The 15,897-nt window shown below is 58.4% G+C and carries 15 protein-coding genes; 11 read left to right on the top strand and 4 right to left on the bottom strand.

What is annotated here, in order from left to right; all coding sequences use genetic code 11:
• The first annotated feature begins 3 nt into the window (after positions 1-3).
• The 3 genes from gcvH (at position 4) to ACUTSW_RS12195 (ending at position 4,458) form a co-directional block, all read left to right on the top strand.
• Complete coding sequence (gcvH, locus tag ACUTSW_RS12205) at positions 4-390, top strand: glycine cleavage system protein GcvH (RefSeq protein ID WP_062868525.1); 387 nt, start codon at positions 4-6, stop codon at positions 388-390.
• Positions 391-490: 100 nt separating this feature from the next.
• Positions 491-3,370 (top strand): aminomethyl-transferring glycine dehydrogenase, encoded by a 2,880-nt coding sequence (gene gcvP, locus ACUTSW_RS12200; RefSeq protein ID WP_062868523.1) that lies wholly within the window; start codon positions 491-493, stop codon positions 3,368-3,370.
• A 122-nt stretch (positions 3,371-3,492) separates the two neighbouring features.
• Entirely contained in the window at positions 3,493-4,458 is a 966-nt protein-coding gene (locus tag ACUTSW_RS12195) for a quinone oxidoreductase family protein (RefSeq protein WP_062868519.1), read from the top strand.
• 94 nt (positions 4,459-4,552) lie between these two features.
• On the opposite strand, the gene ACUTSW_RS12190 is transcribed toward ACUTSW_RS12195, so the two are convergent.
• Both ACUTSW_RS12190 and ACUTSW_RS12185 read right to left on the bottom strand, forming a co-directional pair.
• Positions 4,553-5,959 carry an ATP-binding protein gene (locus ACUTSW_RS12190; RefSeq protein ID WP_062868517.1) on the bottom strand — a complete coding sequence of 469 codons (1,407 nt, stop codon included), beginning with the start codon at positions 5,957-5,959 and terminating at the stop codon, positions 4,553-4,555.
• Entirely contained in the window at positions 5,956-6,624 is a 669-nt protein-coding gene (locus tag ACUTSW_RS12185; protein ID WP_013814392.1) for a response regulator, read from the bottom strand. The genes ACUTSW_RS12190 and ACUTSW_RS12185 overlap by 4 nt, the downstream gene beginning before the upstream one ends.
• A 452-nt stretch (positions 6,625-7,076) precedes the next feature.
• On the opposite strand from ACUTSW_RS12185, the gene ACUTSW_RS12180 reads away from it, so the two are divergent.
• Both ACUTSW_RS12180 and ACUTSW_RS12175 read left to right on the top strand, forming a co-directional pair.
• Positions 7,077-7,889: a MipA/OmpV family protein gene (locus ACUTSW_RS12180; RefSeq protein ID WP_062868515.1), complete on the top strand. Its 813-nt coding sequence runs from the start codon at positions 7,077-7,079 to the stop codon at positions 7,887-7,889.
• 25 nt (positions 7,890-7,914) lie between these two features.
• Positions 7,915-8,661 (top strand): SDR family oxidoreductase, encoded by a 747-nt coding sequence (locus ACUTSW_RS12175; RefSeq protein WP_445584529.1) that lies wholly within the window; start codon positions 7,915-7,917, stop codon positions 8,659-8,661.
• Between the two features lie 121 nt (positions 8,662-8,782).
• Here ACUTSW_RS12175 and ACUTSW_RS12170 read toward each other — a convergent pair whose 3' ends face one another.
• A complete protein-coding gene (locus ACUTSW_RS12170; protein ID WP_063200112.1) occupies positions 8,783-9,460 on the bottom strand; it encodes a GntR family transcriptional regulator in 678 nt (225 codons plus the stop codon).
• A 128-nt stretch (positions 9,461-9,588) separates the two neighbouring features.
• On the opposite strand from ACUTSW_RS12170, the gene ACUTSW_RS12165 reads away from it, so the two are divergent.
• From ACUTSW_RS12165 to ACUTSW_RS12150, 4 genes are read left to right on the top strand one after another with little or no spacing between them, the layout of a single operon-like run.
• Entirely contained in the window at positions 9,589-10,302 is a 714-nt protein-coding gene (locus ACUTSW_RS12165) for a DUF2848 domain-containing protein (RefSeq protein ID WP_445584528.1), read from the top strand.
• Complete coding sequence (locus ACUTSW_RS12160; RefSeq protein ID WP_445584527.1) at positions 10,302-11,651, top strand: amidase; 1,350 nt, start codon at positions 10,302-10,304, stop codon at positions 11,649-11,651. Before ACUTSW_RS12165 ends, ACUTSW_RS12160 begins: the two co-directional genes overlap by 1 nt.
• A 52-nt stretch (positions 11,652-11,703) precedes the next feature.
• Positions 11,704-12,357, top strand: coding sequence for a hypothetical protein (locus ACUTSW_RS12155; protein WP_445584526.1), 654 nt, complete (start codon positions 11,704-11,706; stop codon positions 12,355-12,357).
• Positions 12,354-13,679, top strand: coding sequence for an MFS transporter (locus ACUTSW_RS12150; protein ID WP_445584525.1), 1,326 nt, complete (start codon positions 12,354-12,356; stop codon positions 13,677-13,679). Before ACUTSW_RS12155 ends, ACUTSW_RS12150 begins: the two co-directional genes overlap by 4 nt.
• 50 nt (positions 13,680-13,729) lie before the next feature.
• Here the strand turns inward: ACUTSW_RS12150 and ACUTSW_RS12145 are convergent, their stop codons facing one another.
• Entirely contained in the window at positions 13,730-14,338 is a 609-nt protein-coding gene (locus tag ACUTSW_RS12145) for an HD domain-containing protein (protein WP_013814383.1), read from the bottom strand.
• A gap of 190 nt (positions 14,339-14,528) precedes the next feature.
• On the opposite strand from ACUTSW_RS12145, the gene trhA reads away from it, so the two are divergent.
• Together trhA and ACUTSW_RS12135 are read left to right on the top strand one after the other, a co-directional pair.
• The gene (gene trhA / locus ACUTSW_RS12140; protein ID WP_004952439.1) at positions 14,529-15,206 is read left to right on the top strand and encodes a PAQR family membrane homeostasis protein TrhA; all 678 of its coding nucleotides are present in this window, start codon (positions 14,529-14,531) and stop codon (positions 15,204-15,206) included.
• Between the two features lie 162 nt (positions 15,207-15,368).
• Entirely contained in the window at positions 15,369-15,866 is a 498-nt protein-coding gene (locus ACUTSW_RS12135; RefSeq protein WP_445584524.1) for a DUF2165 family protein, read from the top strand.
• Positions 15,867-15,897 lie beyond the last annotated feature (31 nt).

Genomic DNA, 15,897 nt, shown 5'->3' with positions numbered 1-15,897 from the left:
GCGATGAGCAATGTGCCAACAGAATTGAAATACGCATCTTCCCACGAGTGGGTTCGTTCAGAAGGTAACGGCGTTTACACCGTAGGCATCACCGAACATGCGCAGGAGTTGCTGGGCGATATGGTCTTTGTCGATCTGCCGGAAGTGGGCCGCCAAGTTGCTGCCGGTGAAGATTGCGCCGTGGCGGAGTCCGTCAAGGCTGCATCAGACATTTACGCGCCAATCAGTGGCGAAATCGTTGCGGTAAACGGCGAACTGGAGAGCTCTCCGGAGCTGGTGAACAGCGCGCCATACGGTGAAGGTTTCCTGTTCCAGATTAAAGCGTCAGACGAAGGTGAACTGGCGAACTTGCTGGACGCCGCGGCTTACAAAGCCTCGATCGACGAGTAACAGTTGCAGCGCCCCGGGCCTTTTGGCCGGGGCGTTTTAGTTATAGATCAAGCTATATCCCGTACTCCCGTATCACGTAAGAATTCAGGAATTTGTAGCAATGACTCAGACACTCAGCCAACTTGAACACAGCGAAGCGTTCATCGAACGCCACATCGGCTCTTCTGCGCAACAACAGCAGCAGTTGCTGGAAGCGGTGGGCGCACGCTCGCTCAGCGCGCTGATCCAACAGATTGTGCCGGCAGACATTCAACTGCCTGGGCCGCCGCCGGTGGGCGATGCGGCGACTGAACATCAGGCGCTGGCCGAACTGAAGGCGATTGCCTCGCAGAATCAGCGCTACAAATCCTATATCGGTATGGGCTACAGCGCAGTGTTGACGCCGCCGGTGATCCTGCGCAACATGCTGGAAAATCCGGGCTGGTACACCGCATATACGCCGTATCAGCCGGAAGTGTCGCAGGGCCGCCTTGAGGCACTGTTAAACTTCCAGACGGTGACCCTTGATCTGACCGGCCTGGATCTGGCGTCCGCTTCGTTGCTGGACGAAGCCACCGCCGCCGCCGAAGCGATGGCACTGGCCAAGCGCGCCAGCAAGCTGAAAGACGCCAATCGTTTCTTCGTGGCTGACGATGTGCACCCGCAAACGCTGGACGTGGTACGCACCCGCGCCGAAACCTTCGGCTTTGAAGTGATCGTCGATAAAGCCGAGAAAGTGCTGGAACTGCAGGGCGTATTCGGTGTGTTGCTGCAACAGGTGGGCACCACCGGCGAGCTGCACGACTACAGCGTGTTGCTGGCTGAGCTGAAAACCCGCAAAATTGTCACCAGCGTGGCGGCCGACATCATGGCGCTGGTGCTGTTGACTGCACCGGGCAAACAGGGCGCAGACGTGGTCTTCGGTTCCGCGCAGCGTTTTGGCGTGCCGATGGGCTACGGCGGCCCGCACGCCGCCTTCTTCGCCTGCCGCGATGAATTCAAACGCTCAATGCCGGGCCGCATTATCGGCGTTTCCCGCGACGCCGCTGGTAACACCGCGCTGCGTATGGCGATGCAAACCCGTGAGCAACATATCCGCCGCGAAAAGGCCAACTCGAATATTTGTACCTCGCAGGTGCTGCTGGCCAACATCGCCAGCCTGTACGCGGTGTACCACGGCCCACAGGGCCTGCAGCGCATTGCCGGGCGTATCCATCGCCTGACCGACATTCTGGCCGCCGGGCTGCAACAGGCCGGTCTGGCGCTGCGTCATAAAACCTGGTTCGATACCCTGACGGTGGAAGTAAAAGACAAGGCTGCCGTGCTGGAGCGCGCGCTGAGCTTTGGCATCAACCTGCGCACCGACATCCACGGTGCGGTCGGCATCACGCTGGACGAAGCCACCTCGCGTGAAGACGTGCAGACGCTGTTCGCCCTGTTGGCGGGTGACGAACATGGGCTGGACATCGACGCGCTGGACGCGGCGGTGAGCAAAAACAGCCAGTCGATCCCGGCGGCAATGCTGCGCAAGGATCCGATCCTCTCCCACCCGGTATTCAACCGCTACCACAGCGAAACCGAGATGATGCGTTACATGCACCGTCTGGAGCGCAAAGACCTGGCGCTCAACCAGGCGATGATCCCGCTCGGTTCCTGCACCATGAAGCTGAATGCTGCGGCGGAAATGATCCCGATCACCTGGCCTGAATTCTCCGAACTGCACCCATTCTGCCCGCCAGAGCAGGCGGCAGGCTATCAGCAGATGATTGGCCAACTGTCGCAGTGGCTGGTGCAACTGACCGGTTACGACGCGGTTTGCATGCAGCCGAACTCTGGCGCGCAGGGCGAATACGCCGGCTTGCTGGCAATCCGCCGTTACCACGAAAGCCGTAATGAAGCGGGCCGTCATATCTGCCTGATCCCAAGTTCGGCGCACGGCACCAACCCGGCTTCCGCCCAGATGGCGGGCATGAGCGTCGTGGTAGTGGCTTGTGACAAGAACGGCAACATCGATCTGCACGATCTGCGCATCAAGGCGGAACAGGCGGGCGAAGAACTGTCCTGCATCATGGTGACCTACCCGTCGACCCATGGCGTGTACGAAGAAACCATCCGCGAAGTGTGTCAGATCGTTCATCAGTTCGGCGGCCAGGTGTATCTCGACGGTGCCAACATGAATGCTCAGGTCGGCATTACCACGCCGGGTTACATCGGCGCAGACGTCTCGCACCTCAACCTGCATAAAACCTTCTGCATCCCGCATGGCGGCGGCGGCCCGGGCATGGGCCCGATCGGCGTCAAAGCGCATCTGGCTCCGTTCGTGCCGGGTCACAGCGTGGTGCAGATCGACGGCGTAACCACTCAGCAAGGCGCGGTGTCCGCCGCACCGTTCGGCAGCGCTTCTATTTTGCCAATCAGCTGGATGTACATCCGCATGATGGGCGCGGAAGGGTTAAAACTGGCGAGCCAGGTGGCGATCCTCAACGCCAACTACATCGCGACCCGCCTGAAAGATGCCTATCCGGTGCTGTATACCGGCCGCGACCATCGCGTGGCGCATGAATGTATTCTCGACATTCGTCCGCTGAAAGAAGAGACCGGCATCAGCGAAATGGACATCGCCAAGCGTCTGATTGACTACGGTTTCCATGCGCCGACCATGTCGTTCCCGGTTGCGGGCACGTTGATGGTCGAACCCACCGAATCGGAAAGCAAGGCGGAGCTGGATCGCTTTATCGACGCGATGCTGGCCATCCGCGGCGAGATTGACCGGGTAGCGAAAGGCGAATGGCCGCTGGAAGACAACCCGCTGGTGAACGCGCCGCACATTCAGGCGGAGCTGGTCAGCGATTGGCAGCATGCCTACAGCCGCGAGCTGGCGGTGTTCCCTATCGCCGGTGTGCGTGAGAACAAATACTGGCCGAGCGTGAAGCGTCTGGATGACGTGTATGGCGACCGCAATCTGTTCTGTTCCTGCGTGCCAATGAGCGAATACGAATAACACGTTCGGCAACGTTTGTTGGCAAGGGACACCGCATGATGCGGTGTCCCTTTTTTATTGCCGGGCCGCAGTGATTGCGCTTCACTGCTTAATGGGCAAACTCAATGGCATAAGGAATCGTTATGAAAGCGGCAATCGTAAAAGCGTTAGGGCAGCCACCGGTTTTCGGGTCAGTCGAAGAGCCTCAGGCTCAGGCCGGCGAGGTGTTGATTGAGGTGACGTTGGCGGGCATCAAGCAGCTTGACCGCGCGATGGTGGCGGGAACCCATTACTCCAGCCCCAGGACCTTGCCGATTGTGCCCGGCACCGATGGCGTGGGCTACACGCCGGACGGTCAACGGGTTTATTTTGCCTCGTTCCGCCAGCCGCATGGCGCACTGGCGGAAAGAACCGTCGCGTCATGGACAGTGCCGGTACCGGAAGGCGTGGATGACGCCACCGCAGCGGCGCTGATAAATCCGGCTTTCGCCGCCTGGCTGCCGCTGCATTGGCGCGCCGAGGTGCAACCGGGTGAAACCGTGCTGATTATTGGTGCCACGGGGACGTCGGGCAAGCTGGCGGTGGCCGCCGCCCGTCAGGCGGGAGCGGGGCGCATCGTGGCCGCCGGCCGTCGACAGAGCGTGTTGGATGCGCTGGGTGTTGACGGCACGGTAGATCTCGGGCTGGAAGGCGCTGAGCTGGTGCAGGCCTTTGCCGACGCAGCAGGCCCGGCAGGTTATCACGTGATTGTTGATTATATCTGGGGAGCGGCCACCGAAGCGCTGCTCGCCACCTTGAACAACCATGACCTCTCTTCCTATGCAGGAGGGCGCGGCATCCGGCTGGTTAACGTCGGTTCGATGGCCGGGCCGGACATCCGGCTGCCGGCTGCGGTGCTGCGCAGTAATCAACTGCAGATTATGGGCAGTGGCACCGGTAACTTCCCTCCGGTGGCGGAAATGCAAAGGTATGCCAACGAGATCCTGGCCCTGGCGGCGGCAGGCAAGATCGCCGTCGAGACGCAGGAGCATGGCTTGTCCGAGATTGCCGCCGTCTGGGATTTGAACAAGAAAAGCGATGTTCGTTCGGTGATCCGCATTTCGCGTTAGGCGTCAGCCCTGGCGGCCAGTTTGGCCGCCAGGAAAAAACTGGCCAGCCCGAGCCACAGTACCGTACCTGCCCCAAAATGGGCCAGATCCCTTATTACTTTCCTTGTGGCGCCTGGTAATTTTCTGGCAGATCGATAACAAACCCGATACCGCGATCGTCAAGCCCTTCGGTGATCCGCAATTGCGCGCCGATTTTATCGGCCAGGTTCTTGGCTATCGCCAGCCCCAGGCCGCTGCCGATCTGCTGGGTGCCCGGCACGCGGTAAAAGCGTTCAAACAGGCGTTTGCAATGTTCTTTATTCACACCCGGCCCGTTGTCGCGCAGGCTAATATAGCAACCCATCGGCGACAGTGAACGGATGTTGGCTTCGATATGACCACCGGCCGGCGCGTATTTGATGGCGTTATCCAGCAGGTTGGTGAATATGGCAATCAGCGAGTGGCGGTCGGTCTCAACCACCACATTTTCACTGCCATCCAGCGAAAGTTCGACGTTCTTCTCCAGCGCATAGGGCACGTGCTGCGCAATGCACTTGCTGATTTCAGCGTAGATATCCACCGCTTCCATCTTCAGCGGAAAGTTCTCCGACTCCAGTTTGGCCAAATCAATCAGCTGGCGTGACAGCGATGCTGCGCGATCCAGCCCTTGCTGCATGTCTTCAATAATTTCCTGCCGCTCGGTTTTATCCGCCACCTGGGTCAGCAAGTGCAATTGCGCCAGCACGGCGGCGATCGGGGTGCGCAGCTCGTGGGCGGCATCGGCCATAAAGCGTTTTTCACGCTGATTGGCGGCGTCGATACGCGTCATCAACTTATTGATTTCCAACACTACCGGCCGGATTTCCTGATATTGCTCACGGACGTTGATCGGCGATAAATTACCGGGTTTGCGATCGGAGATCATCCTGGCGATTTGCCGCAGCGGCCGCAGGCTGAAATAGGCGGTGATCAGCAGAGCAACAATTATGGCAGCCAGGACCACCAGCAGCGGGATCGCGGTACTTTCCGCCGGGTTGCCGAAAATAGTGGTGCGGTTGTCAAAGGATTCGCCGACGATCACTCTAAAGCGCTGTTTATCGCTCCAACTGCCGGCGATATGCCACTTTACGTTGGCATAGCTGATGGTGCCGGACAGCACTGAAGGAGGCAGGGACAAGGGTTTTTCCTGCGGCGGCGAGGCGTAGAGCATCCGATTATTATGGTCGTAAACCAAAAACAACGGACGATAATCTATTTCGTCCTGCATGCCGTTTTTGATCGAATCGATATACATTATTTCGATATCTTTGATAATCTCGAGATAATTGTGTTCGGTAATGTCGGTTTTATCGAGAATATTGGCGATGCCGAGTGCGACAATGCGTTGCTGATTATCCAAATACTTCTCTGCATCGGGGTAATACAGATATTTTACCCAGCCAAGCAATATTCCCCAGAGTACGAGTATTGCCATAACCTGAAAAACAATGGTGCGTATAAAAAAAGACTTGAAACTGATCATCCCTGCGTCTCTTTTTTTAATAAATAGCCGATGCCGCGCACGGTAATAATTCTTTCCTTGCCGATCTTGCGTCGCAGGTTATGCATGTGCACCTCCAGAGAATTACTTTCCACGCTGTCGCCATTGCCGAACAGCCGCTGTTCCAATGTGGCTTTGCGCACCACAGTACCGGCGCAGCGCATCAGCTCGTGCAGCAGGCGGTACTCTTTTTTTGATAGCAGCAACAGTTCGTCTTCCAGGGTGACCTGATGGTTCATCGGGTCCAGATACAGATTACCGAGACTCCAGGTTTGGGAGGCGAACCCGGCCATGCGTCGGTTCACCGCCTTCACGCGTGAAATCAGTTCCGGCAGCGCAAAAGGTTTGGCCAGAAAGTCGTCTGCACCGGAATCCAGGCTATTGACCAGGCTCTCGATGCGGTCGCGTGCGGTCAGAATAATGATCGGAATATTTTGTCCGGCGGCGCGCCATTCGACCAGTTTCGTCAAGCCGTCGCCATCGGGCAGGGTCAGATCCAGCAGCATTAAATCGAAGCTGCCCTGCGATAATTGAAGTTGTGCATCATGGACCAGCCGCACCCAGCACAGATCGAACCCTGCCAGTTCCAATGCGCGGCACAGGGCTTTGCCCAATTGCAGATCGTCTTCCACAAGCAAAATGTTCACTGGATATCCGGTTTATGTCACGGCGCTGGCGGCTATATAACTACAACCCTCAGCGGAAGACAACGCCGTACGGCTCTTCGGTTATGCCTTCTTAAGCAAACCTTAATCTGGCGTTAATTTCGCGTTAAGGCAACGACTCAGGGTTTCGGGTAGGCTGCTCCAGCACAACAGTCACCTTAGGGTAAAAAAATGCATGCTGGCAACGCTTTAAATTTAGCCCTCTCTGGCGGGATTGTCCGTCCGTGCGTGATTTTATTTATCGCTCTGGAGCTGCTGATTTTTCACATAGGTGCCCGGGAGGAAAATAATTCAGTCCCACACCCTCCAGCCGTACAGCTCAGCTCACATACGGAGATGTCGGATGTTTTTGACAGTTTAAAACCACGTATGAAAAAACAATTACGGCGCCTGATAGCGCTATAACACTCCCATTAAATAATAAGGTAGATACGGTGAAAAATACCCTGGGTTATTCTGCGGTGACGTTATTGATGTTATTTCCCCTGCAGGGGTTTACACAGGATGACGGAGAAGCTTCATTGAAACTCAGTGGCGGTATGGCGGTAGCACCGGTTTATCAGGGGGCTTCCAGCTATAGCGCCGTGCCGTTGTACGACATTCAGGCCGGTTACGATAAATCGGCCTGGGGTGATTTCAGTCTGGGCCTGATCGACGGCGCACGCTGGCAGTTACCCTTGTCAGGGCCGTTTGGCATCGCCTTATTGGCCGGTTATGACGCCGGGCGTGATGAGGAGGTGAAAACGTTGAGCGGCCGTAATAAGCGGCTAAAAGGCATGGGTGACCTCGACGGCGCTTTTGAGGCGGGCATAGAGCTGAGCTATAAATTTGACCCTTTCCATGCCTTTGTGAAAGGTATGCAAGCCACCAAAGCGCGTCGTTACGGCGATGAGGATCTGGGGCATACCGCCTATGTCGATCTGGGTGTGGCGGCGGTTTATTCGCTGAGCGAGGCGCTGACCCTGTCGAGTGATCTGAGCACCACCTGGGCCAACAGCGGTTATCAGCGTGGCTATTTTGGCGTGACGCAGCGGCAGGCGCAGCAAACCTCTTTCGCCGCTTATCGGCCGGGGAGCGGTTTTAAGCAGGTGACGCTCAATGGCGCGCTGAATTACCAATGGACGCCGGAAATCGCCTTCCAGGCCGGTGCGGGTATCTATACTCTGTTGGGTGACGCGGCTAAAAGCCCGATCGTCGAGAAAAAAGTGGCTGGGGTTGCCTTCCTGGGTGCCAGTTACAGTTTCTGATTTCCCAACCATAACAAGGAATAGCATGTCGAAAGTTGCACTGGTCACCGGCGCCAGCCGGGGCATTGGGCGCGCCACGGCGCTGCTGCTGGCCCGCCAGGGTTACGCGGTGGGTGTTAACTATCTGAAAGATGAAGCGGCGGCGCAGCAGGTGGTGGCGGAGATCGCGTCCCTGGGGGGCCGGGCGGTGGCGCTGCGGGCGGATATCGCCGATGAAAGCCAGGTGGCGGCGATGTTTGCGGCGCTGGACGCGACCCTTGGCCCGATCGACGCACTGGTCAACAACGCCGGTATTCTGTTTCAGCAGGCCGGTATCGAGCAACTTACCGCCGAGCGCATCAACAAGGTATTGACCACCAACGTAACCGGCTATTTTCTCTGCTGCCGCGAGGCGGTGAAGCGCATGGCGAAGCGCCATGGAGGGAAGGGCGGAGCGATCGTTAATGTGTCGTCCGCCGCCGCCCGTTTGGGGGCACCGGGCGAATATGTCGACTATGCCGCCTCAAAGGGCGCGGTCGACACGCTGACTACCGGGCTTTCTCTGGAGGTGGCGGCGCAGGGCATCCGGGTCAACGGCGTGCGGCCGGGGTTTATTTATACTGAAATGCATGCCAGCGGCGGTGAGCCGGGGCGTGTCGACCGGGTAAAAAGCGGGTTGCCGATGCAGCGTGGCGGCTATCCGGAAGAGGTGGCAGAAGCCATCGCCTTTCTGCTGTCCGATGCCGCGTCTTACGTGACCGGCAGTTTTATCGAGGCTGCCGGCGGGCGGTGATTGAACGCAGTGCTGCGTGAAGCGATGCTGAAGGAGCATGAGCACGAAGAGTAAAATCGAGTTGGCGTTGTGGATAATTATCCGGTGATTTCAGGTTACCGGATTTGTTCTCTGAGCCTGCTCAGCCCTCGTGCAACAGCGCGCTGCGGAACGACAGAATATGCGCTTCTGCCGCGTCGGCCGCGGCGTCGCTGTCCTGGGCGGCCAGTGCGGCGATAATCGCCCGATGTTCCTCGATCACTTCCCGCATATGCCCTTCCCGCGACAACGTGCTGGCCCAAAAACGCTGCGCCCTGGCGTGCAGCACGCTCAAGATATCCACCAACATGTTATTGCCGGCGATCAGCGCCAGTTCCTGATGGAACGCATGATCGAGCGTCATCATCCGAATCCGGTCGCGGCTCTGGCAGGCGGCTTCGATTTGTTGATTGAGCGCGGTCAGCGCAGCGATCTGTGGCTCGGTAATCCTTTTGCTCGCCAGCCGCATGCACAGCATTTCATTGGCCAGCCGCACTTCGATCAGCTCCAGCGCGTCATCCATCGACAGCGGAGAAACCATCACCCCTTTGCGCGGGATCACCTGCAGCAACCCTTCATTCGCCAAACGGTGGATCGCCTGATTGATCGGCGTTCTGCCCATATCCAGTTCGCTCATGACCTGTGCGGTATTGAGATATTCACCGGGTTTATAACTTAACGTCACCAGCGCCTGCTTGAAGCGCCGATAGGCCAGTTCATTCAGTGACAGCCCGGCTTCCTCTGCCGTCGGGAGTGCCTGGCTCTCTGCGTCAACGGTCATCACGTTCTGCTCCTGCAAGAAGAAAGTTTTTAGACATAGTACACAAAAACATGGCACGGAAATCGCTTATTTGGTTACTAAAGATATAGTGAAATTTCACAGTATTTTAACCAAAGAGGCACAACGCCATGAGATTGACCTTCACTTTACCCGAATCCTGCGGCGCCGGGGCGCTGGATGTCGAGATTGATCATCTGGTGATCGCCGGCTGGACCGGCCGCGACCGCGAGGCGATCTTGCACCATATTCGGGAGTTGGCCGAGCTGGGCGTGCCCCAACCCAGTGCAATCCCACTGTTTTACCGGGTGGCGGTTAACCAGCTTAGCCAGAGCGAACGCATCGAAGTGATCGGCAACGCCACCTCCGGGGAAGCGGAACCGCTGATCTTCGCCCATCGCGGCGAGCTGTACGTTTCGCTGGCGTCCGATCATACCGATCGTCAACTGGAAGCGCACAGCGTAGCGCTCTCCAAACAGATCTGCGTTAAGCCGGTTGCGCGCACCGCTTGGCCGCTGCGAGAGGTGATCGCGCACTGGGATTCGCTGATCCTGCGGTCGTGGATCAAGGAAGACGGGGAATTCCGGCTTTATCAGCAGGGAAGCCTCGCCAGCCTGCGCACGCCGGGCGATCTGCTGGAGCGCTATCTGGGCGGCCAGCAGTTGCCGGAAGGCGGGCTGACGGTACCGCGGCCGCGTGATGGATTAGCTATGACCTGCGGTACGGTAGCGGCGATTGGCGGCATCCGGCCGGCGGCCGAGTTCCGCATGGAACTGGCGGACGAGGTGCTGGGGCGCTCTATCACTCATGGCTATCACAGCGTTGAACTGCCGGTGGTGGCGTGATGAAAAAGCTGACTTTAGGGCAGGCCGCCGCCGGGCTGGCCAGCGGTGAATTGACCGCCGTGCAACTGACCGCCGCCGCGCTGGCGCACATCGCCGATGAGCAGGGCGAGGGGAAGCGCGCTTTTACCCGCGTTTATGCGCAATGGGCGCAACAGCAGGCACTGGCGGCCGATCGCCGGCGTGCGGAGGGGAAGCCTTTGTCAGCGCTGGACGGCGTTCCGGTGTCGGTCAAAGACCTGTTCGACGTGGCCGGTGAAGCCACCGCCGCCGGCTCACGGGTGCTGGCCGCCGCACCGGCTGCCGCAAAACATGCCGCCGTGGTGGAACGCTTGTTGCAGGCGGGTGCGGTGGTTATCGGTAAAACCAACATGACCGAGTTCGCCTATTCCGGGCTTGGGATCAACCCTCACTACGGCACGCCTGCCAATCCTTGGGATCGCGCTGCACGTCGTATTCCCGGCGGTTCATCCTCCGGGGCTGCGGTCGCGGTGGCCGATGGTATGTGTTTTGGTTCGATTGGCAGCGACACCGGCGGATCGGTGCGGATCCCGGCGGCCTTCTGCGGCCTGACCGGTTTTAAGCCTACCGCCCGGCGAATTAACGATGGCGGCCTGTTGCCGTTGTCACCGTCGCTGGATTCGATCGGTGTGATCGCTCACGACGTTGCCGGTTGCATCGCGCTGGATGCGGCGATAGCCGAACGGCCGTTGCAGCCGCAGTTAAAAAACCTGAGTCAGGCGCGCTTTGCGGTACCGCAAACCCTGGTGCTGGAGGGCCTGGATGAAGAGGTCGCAGCAGGGTTTCACCTCAGCCTGCAACGGCTGGCGCAGGCCGGCGCGCAGATTGAAACCATTCCCTGCACGGAATTCGCCGAACTGGCGGCCATCAACGCCGCCGGCGGTTTTAGCGCGCTGGAGTCCTGGCGCTGGCACCAGGCGCTGATCGCCGAACATGCCGAGGAATATGACCCACGGGTGCTGTCGCGCATTCGCCGCGGTCAGCCGCTGGGGGAGGGAGATTTGCAGCAGCTACAGCAGCAGCGTGCCGATTGGCAACGGCGAGTTACCGCCGCCGTGCAAGCGTTTGACGCGTTGTTGATGCCGACCGTACCGCTGGTCGCGCCGACCATTGCCGAGCTTGAAGCGGATGAAGACGCCTATTTCCGTATCAATGGCGCCGTGCTGCGTAATCCTTCGGTGATCAATTTCCTCGATGGCTGCGCGCTGTCGCTGCCTTGTCAGCAGCCTGGCGGAGCGCCGGTTGGCCTGATGCTGGCTGGGCTACCTATGCATGATGAGGCGTTGCTGGGTTGGGCGCTGGCGATTGAACGCTGTCTCGCCGGTGCGTGATTTTCCGGTGGGGCATGACCCCGCCATACTTTGAGCTAACAGGAGAGTACCCATGACCGGTTCCCCGAACGGAATGCTGTTTGTCGCAACAGATGTCGCCGCGCAGGACGAGGCGGATTTCAATCAGTGGTACGACCGTGAGCACGTGGAAGAGCGGGTACGCGTTCCCGGTTTCTTGTCGGGCACGCGCTACCAGGCGTTGCAGGGCGGGCGTAAATACCTTGGGTTGTATAAAACCGAATCCCTGGCCAGTTTTACCTCCGCGGCCTACCGCGCCGCCTTTACCCAACAAACACCCTGGTCGGTGTCGAGCCTCGATAAAATGCGTGATCCGATGCGTCGGGTGTGCGCGGTGGAGGCAGTAACCGGGCAGGGCTGCGGCAGTCATTTGGCCATCATCACCCTTGAGCAGGCAGAGCCTGAGGGGCTTAAGCTCGCCATTACACATCTGGGGAGCATGCTGGCGGAACAACCCGGTTTTGTCCGCAGCAGCCTGCTCTCGCCCGACGTTGAACTCAGCTCGCCGTTGCCAAAAGAATCGCGGGAAAACCGTCGCCTGCTGCCGATGCTGCTGATTGAAAGCAGCAGCGCCGCAACCGGTCAGCGGCTAAATGAACTGGCCTGTCGCCAGTTGAAAACAGCGGCTGAGGCCACTCAACACTATGTCCTTGGCTGGCAACTGACCAAGCAGGAGCTGACATCATGAGCACATCAACCACTGAAACGCCGATCGTCGATTCATCTGCCGCCGCCTCTGCTGCCCATCCGCCAAAAACCGGCAGGCTGGCGGCCGCCAGTTCGATTGGCACCGCACTGGAATGGTATGACTTCACCGTTTACAACATTATGGCGGCGCTGATTTTCAACCACGTGTTCTTCCCGTCGTTCGATCCGCTGGTGGGCACCATTCTGGCGTTTTCCACCTATGCGGTCGGCTATGTTTCGCGGCCGATTGGCGGCATCGTTTTTGGCCATCTCGGCGACGTATTGGGTCGGCGATTTGTGCTGGTCACCACGCTGGTGATTATGGGGGTCACCACCGCACTGATGGGGCTGTTGCCCGGTTACGCCAGTTGGGGGGTCTGGAGCCCGCTGCTGTTGGTGACGTTGCGCTTTATTCAGGGCATCGCACTGGGGGGCGAATGGGCGGGGGCGGTCTTGTTGTCGATGGAACACGGGAAATCGCATCAGCGGGGACGCAACGCTTCGTTTGCTCAGGTTGGCCCTTCCTGCGGCACCTTGATCGGCACAGGGTTGATCACGCTGGTGACGGTAGCGATGTCGGCGGATGATTTCCAGCAGTGGGGGTGGCGCATTCCTTTCCTGCTCAGCCTGGTGCTGGTGGTCTTTGGCTTGTGGCTGCGCCGCGGCGTGGGGGAAACGCCGGCATTCCTGAAGCTGGAGGCTTCGAAGGATGTGACTCATGCTCCTATCCGTGAAGTCTTTACTCAACACAGGCGGCCGTTGCTGATCGCCGGTGGCTCGCGCATCGGTTCCGACGTGCTGTATGCGCTGGTGGTGGTATTTACCCTGACCTACGTCACTACGGTGCTGAATCTGCCGCGCCCGCTGGCGCTGACTGCCACCATGCTGGGGGCGATTGGCAATGCCATTACCGTGCCGATGTTCGGCGCGCTGTCCGATCGCTTTGGCCGTCGGCCGGTGTATATCGGCGGGGCGCTGGCGGCGATGGTTTGGGCGTTCGTGTTCTTTGTGCTGCTGGACAGCAGCCAGCCGGTGCTGATCTGCCTGGCGGTGGTGATCGGCTTGCTGATCCATGCGGCAATGTACGGCCCGCAGGCGGCATTTATCACCGAACAGTTCCCAACCCGGGTACGTTATGCCGGCTCGTCGCTGGCCTACACGCTGGCCGGCATTCTCGGTGGCGGCTTTGCGCCGCTGATCATCGCTACGCTGTTCAAATCTTACGACAGCACGCTGGCGATCTCGGCCTATGTGGTGGTGGCGTTACTGATCACGCTGTGGGCGGTGATTGCCGCGAAGGAGACGGCGCATAAACCGTTGTAAAAACCACGCCGGGTGAGGGATTCACCCGGCTTGCTGCAGCCTGATGGAGATTACTTCAGCCAGCCTTTGCGCTGCGCATCCTGCAGGTGTTGCAGCAGGTGCTTCCACAGCTCCGGGTGGACTTCAGCGATCATCGCGTTGCGTGACAGCACTTGCTCCAGGCTGATGCCGTTCTCGACCCAGCTTTGACCTTCGTTATGCAGGTTCATCAGCATCGGCATGGTGCGGTCCAGCACCAGCGCAAAGCGCGCGTCGGCGCTCTCGCCATCTTCATACTCCTGCCATAAAGCGGTGAAAGACTCGCGTTGTGGCGTCGGCAGCATGCCAAACAGCCGCCGTGCCGCCGCCACTTCCTGATCGTGGATTGCTGCGCGCGCCGCCAGATCGTAAACCAGTACGTCGCCGGCGTCGATTTCCACGATGTCATGCAGCAGCGCCATCTGGATCACCCGCTGGATATCAACGCCTTCACCGGCGTACGGCGCCAGGCTGAGAGCGGCAATGGCAAAGTGCCAACTGTGCTCGGCGGAGTTTTCCTGGCGCTGGGTGCCGAGAACTTTGGTGCGGCGTTGCACGCTTTTCAACTTGTCGATTTCCATCAGGAACTGGATGACCTGGGTCATTGAGCCGAAATCTAACGCGGGTACAGCGGATGACATGGTGTAAACCTCAAGGTAGGTGGGTTGAAGCTCGTCGATTGTAGACCAGCGGGCAGGGGATTTCGATGTTTGTGGCGTTACACGCATTCACAGTTTTATTTTAGCGTACACGTGTACACTGGAATTGTTCTCAGTTAAGCTGGTTTGCGGTAATTTCGAACAATATTGTGCGTTTGAGGGTTTGTGATTTATGGGAAATACTGGCGTAGTGATGAAAGCCGAGAACGACAGAAATACCGCTACGGCGTATCCGTGGGCAGAAGAGATAGCCAATAGCATCAGCCACGGTATCGGACTGGTTTTCGGCATTGTCGGGCTGGTGTTGTTGCTGGTACAGGCGGTGGATACCGGCGCCGGTATCACGGCCATCGCCAGTTACAGTCTTTATGGCGGCAGCATGATCCTGTTGTACCTCGCCTCAACCTTGTACCATGCCATTCCGCATCAGAAAGCCAAGCACTGGCTGAAGAAGTTTGACCATTGCGCCATTTATCTCTTGATTGCCGGTACCTACACGCCGTTTCTGCTGGTGGGGCTCAACTCGCCGCTGGCCAAAGGGCTGATGGCGGTTATCTGGGGGTTGGCGCTGCTGGGGGTATTGTTCAAACTGGCGTTCGCCCATCGCTTTGAGGCGTTGTCGTTGGTCACCTATCTGACGATGGGCTGGCTGTCATTGATCGTGATTTATCAGTTGGCGACCCGCCTGGCGATCGGCGGCGTAACGCTGTTGGCGGTGGGGGGCGTGGTCTATACCCTGGGGGTGATTTTTTACGCCTCCAAACGGTTCCGCTTCGGTCACGCTATCTGGCATGGTTTCGTGCTCGGCGGCAGCCTGTGCCATTTTATGGCGATTTATCTGTACGTCTGAGTGTCGACCTCGCACGTGTTAGTGCCATATTGAACAAGCGTTTCTTTTGGGTTAAAAAGGGAGCGCTTGTTTCTTACGGGTATCCAGCAAGCCCCTTTCCCATTCCTGAGCCCGCACACTTGCACTTACGGTGCGTCTATCACTTTTTCAGGAATCATCACTATGATCGTTCGCTTATCTAAAGCGCTGCTGGTATGCGCTATGGCGCTGTTTGCTACCCTGGTTGCCTTTGGCAATATTACGGATTACGGCTCCAATTTCGCCTTTGTGCGCCATGTTTTTATGATGGACACTATTTTCCCCGATGCGACCATCACTTACCGCTCGATACAAACGCCCTGGCTGCATCACGCAGGCTATATCGTCATTATTATGCTGGAAAGCCTGACCGCACTGCTGTGTTGGATCGGAGGCCTGCGTTTGTTGGGGGGCCTGAAATTGCCGTCGCAAGTGTTTAATAGTCGTAAAAAATTGGCGATAGCCGGCCTGACGCTCGGGTTCCTGACCTGGCAAGTTGGCTTTATGTCGATCGGGGGAGAGTGGTTCGGTATGTGGATGTCGCAACAGTGGAACGGCGTGCCTGCTGCCTTTCGTTTCTTTGTAACCCTTCTTTTAGTTCTGATCTATCTGGTTCAGCGTGACGGAGAGTTGGACGAATAGCGAGGGGTGTAGGGCGCAACAGGTTGCGCCC

This window comes from Serratia sp. TSA_198.1, assembly GCF_052686505.1.
This window is presented reverse-complemented; position numbering and strand designations above follow the sequence as displayed.

Coding starts and splice junctions, on each gene's coding strand:
- ACUTSW_RS12165 (WP_445584528.1), top strand. CDS start 9,589: ATGAGATTGACCTTCACTTTACCCGAATCCTGCGGCGCCGGGGCGCTG.
- ACUTSW_RS12175 (WP_445584529.1), top strand. CDS start 7,915: ATGTCGAAAGTTGCACTGGTCACCGGCGCCAGCCGGGGCATTGGGCGC.
- gcvH (WP_062868525.1), top strand. CDS start 4: ATGAGCAATGTGCCAACAGAATTGAAATACGCATCTTCCCACGAGTGG.
- gcvP (WP_062868523.1), top strand. CDS start 491: ATGACTCAGACACTCAGCCAACTTGAACACAGCGAAGCGTTCATCGAA.
- ACUTSW_RS12145 (WP_013814383.1), bottom strand. CDS start 14,338: ATGTCATCCGCTGTACCCGCGTTAGATTTCGGCTCAATGACCCAGGTC.
- ACUTSW_RS12170 (WP_063200112.1), bottom strand. CDS start 9,460: ATGACCGTTGACGCAGAGAGCCAGGCACTCCCGACGGCAGAGGAAGCC.
- ACUTSW_RS12155 (WP_445584526.1), top strand. CDS start 11,704: ATGACCGGTTCCCCGAACGGAATGCTGTTTGTCGCAACAGATGTCGCC.
- trhA (WP_004952439.1), top strand. CDS start 14,529: ATGGGAAATACTGGCGTAGTGATGAAAGCCGAGAACGACAGAAATACC.
- ACUTSW_RS12190 (WP_062868517.1), bottom strand. CDS start 5,959: ATGATCAGTTTCAAGTCTTTTTTTATACGCACCATTGTTTTTCAGGTT.
- ACUTSW_RS12135 (WP_445584524.1), top strand. CDS start 15,369: ATGATCGTTCGCTTATCTAAAGCGCTGCTGGTATGCGCTATGGCGCTG.
- ACUTSW_RS12160 (WP_445584527.1), top strand. CDS start 10,302: ATGAAAAAGCTGACTTTAGGGCAGGCCGCCGCCGGGCTGGCCAGCGGT.
- ACUTSW_RS12150 (WP_445584525.1), top strand. CDS start 12,354: ATGAGCACATCAACCACTGAAACGCCGATCGTCGATTCATCTGCCGCC.
- ACUTSW_RS12195 (WP_062868519.1), top strand. CDS start 3,493: ATGAAAGCGGCAATCGTAAAAGCGTTAGGGCAGCCACCGGTTTTCGGG.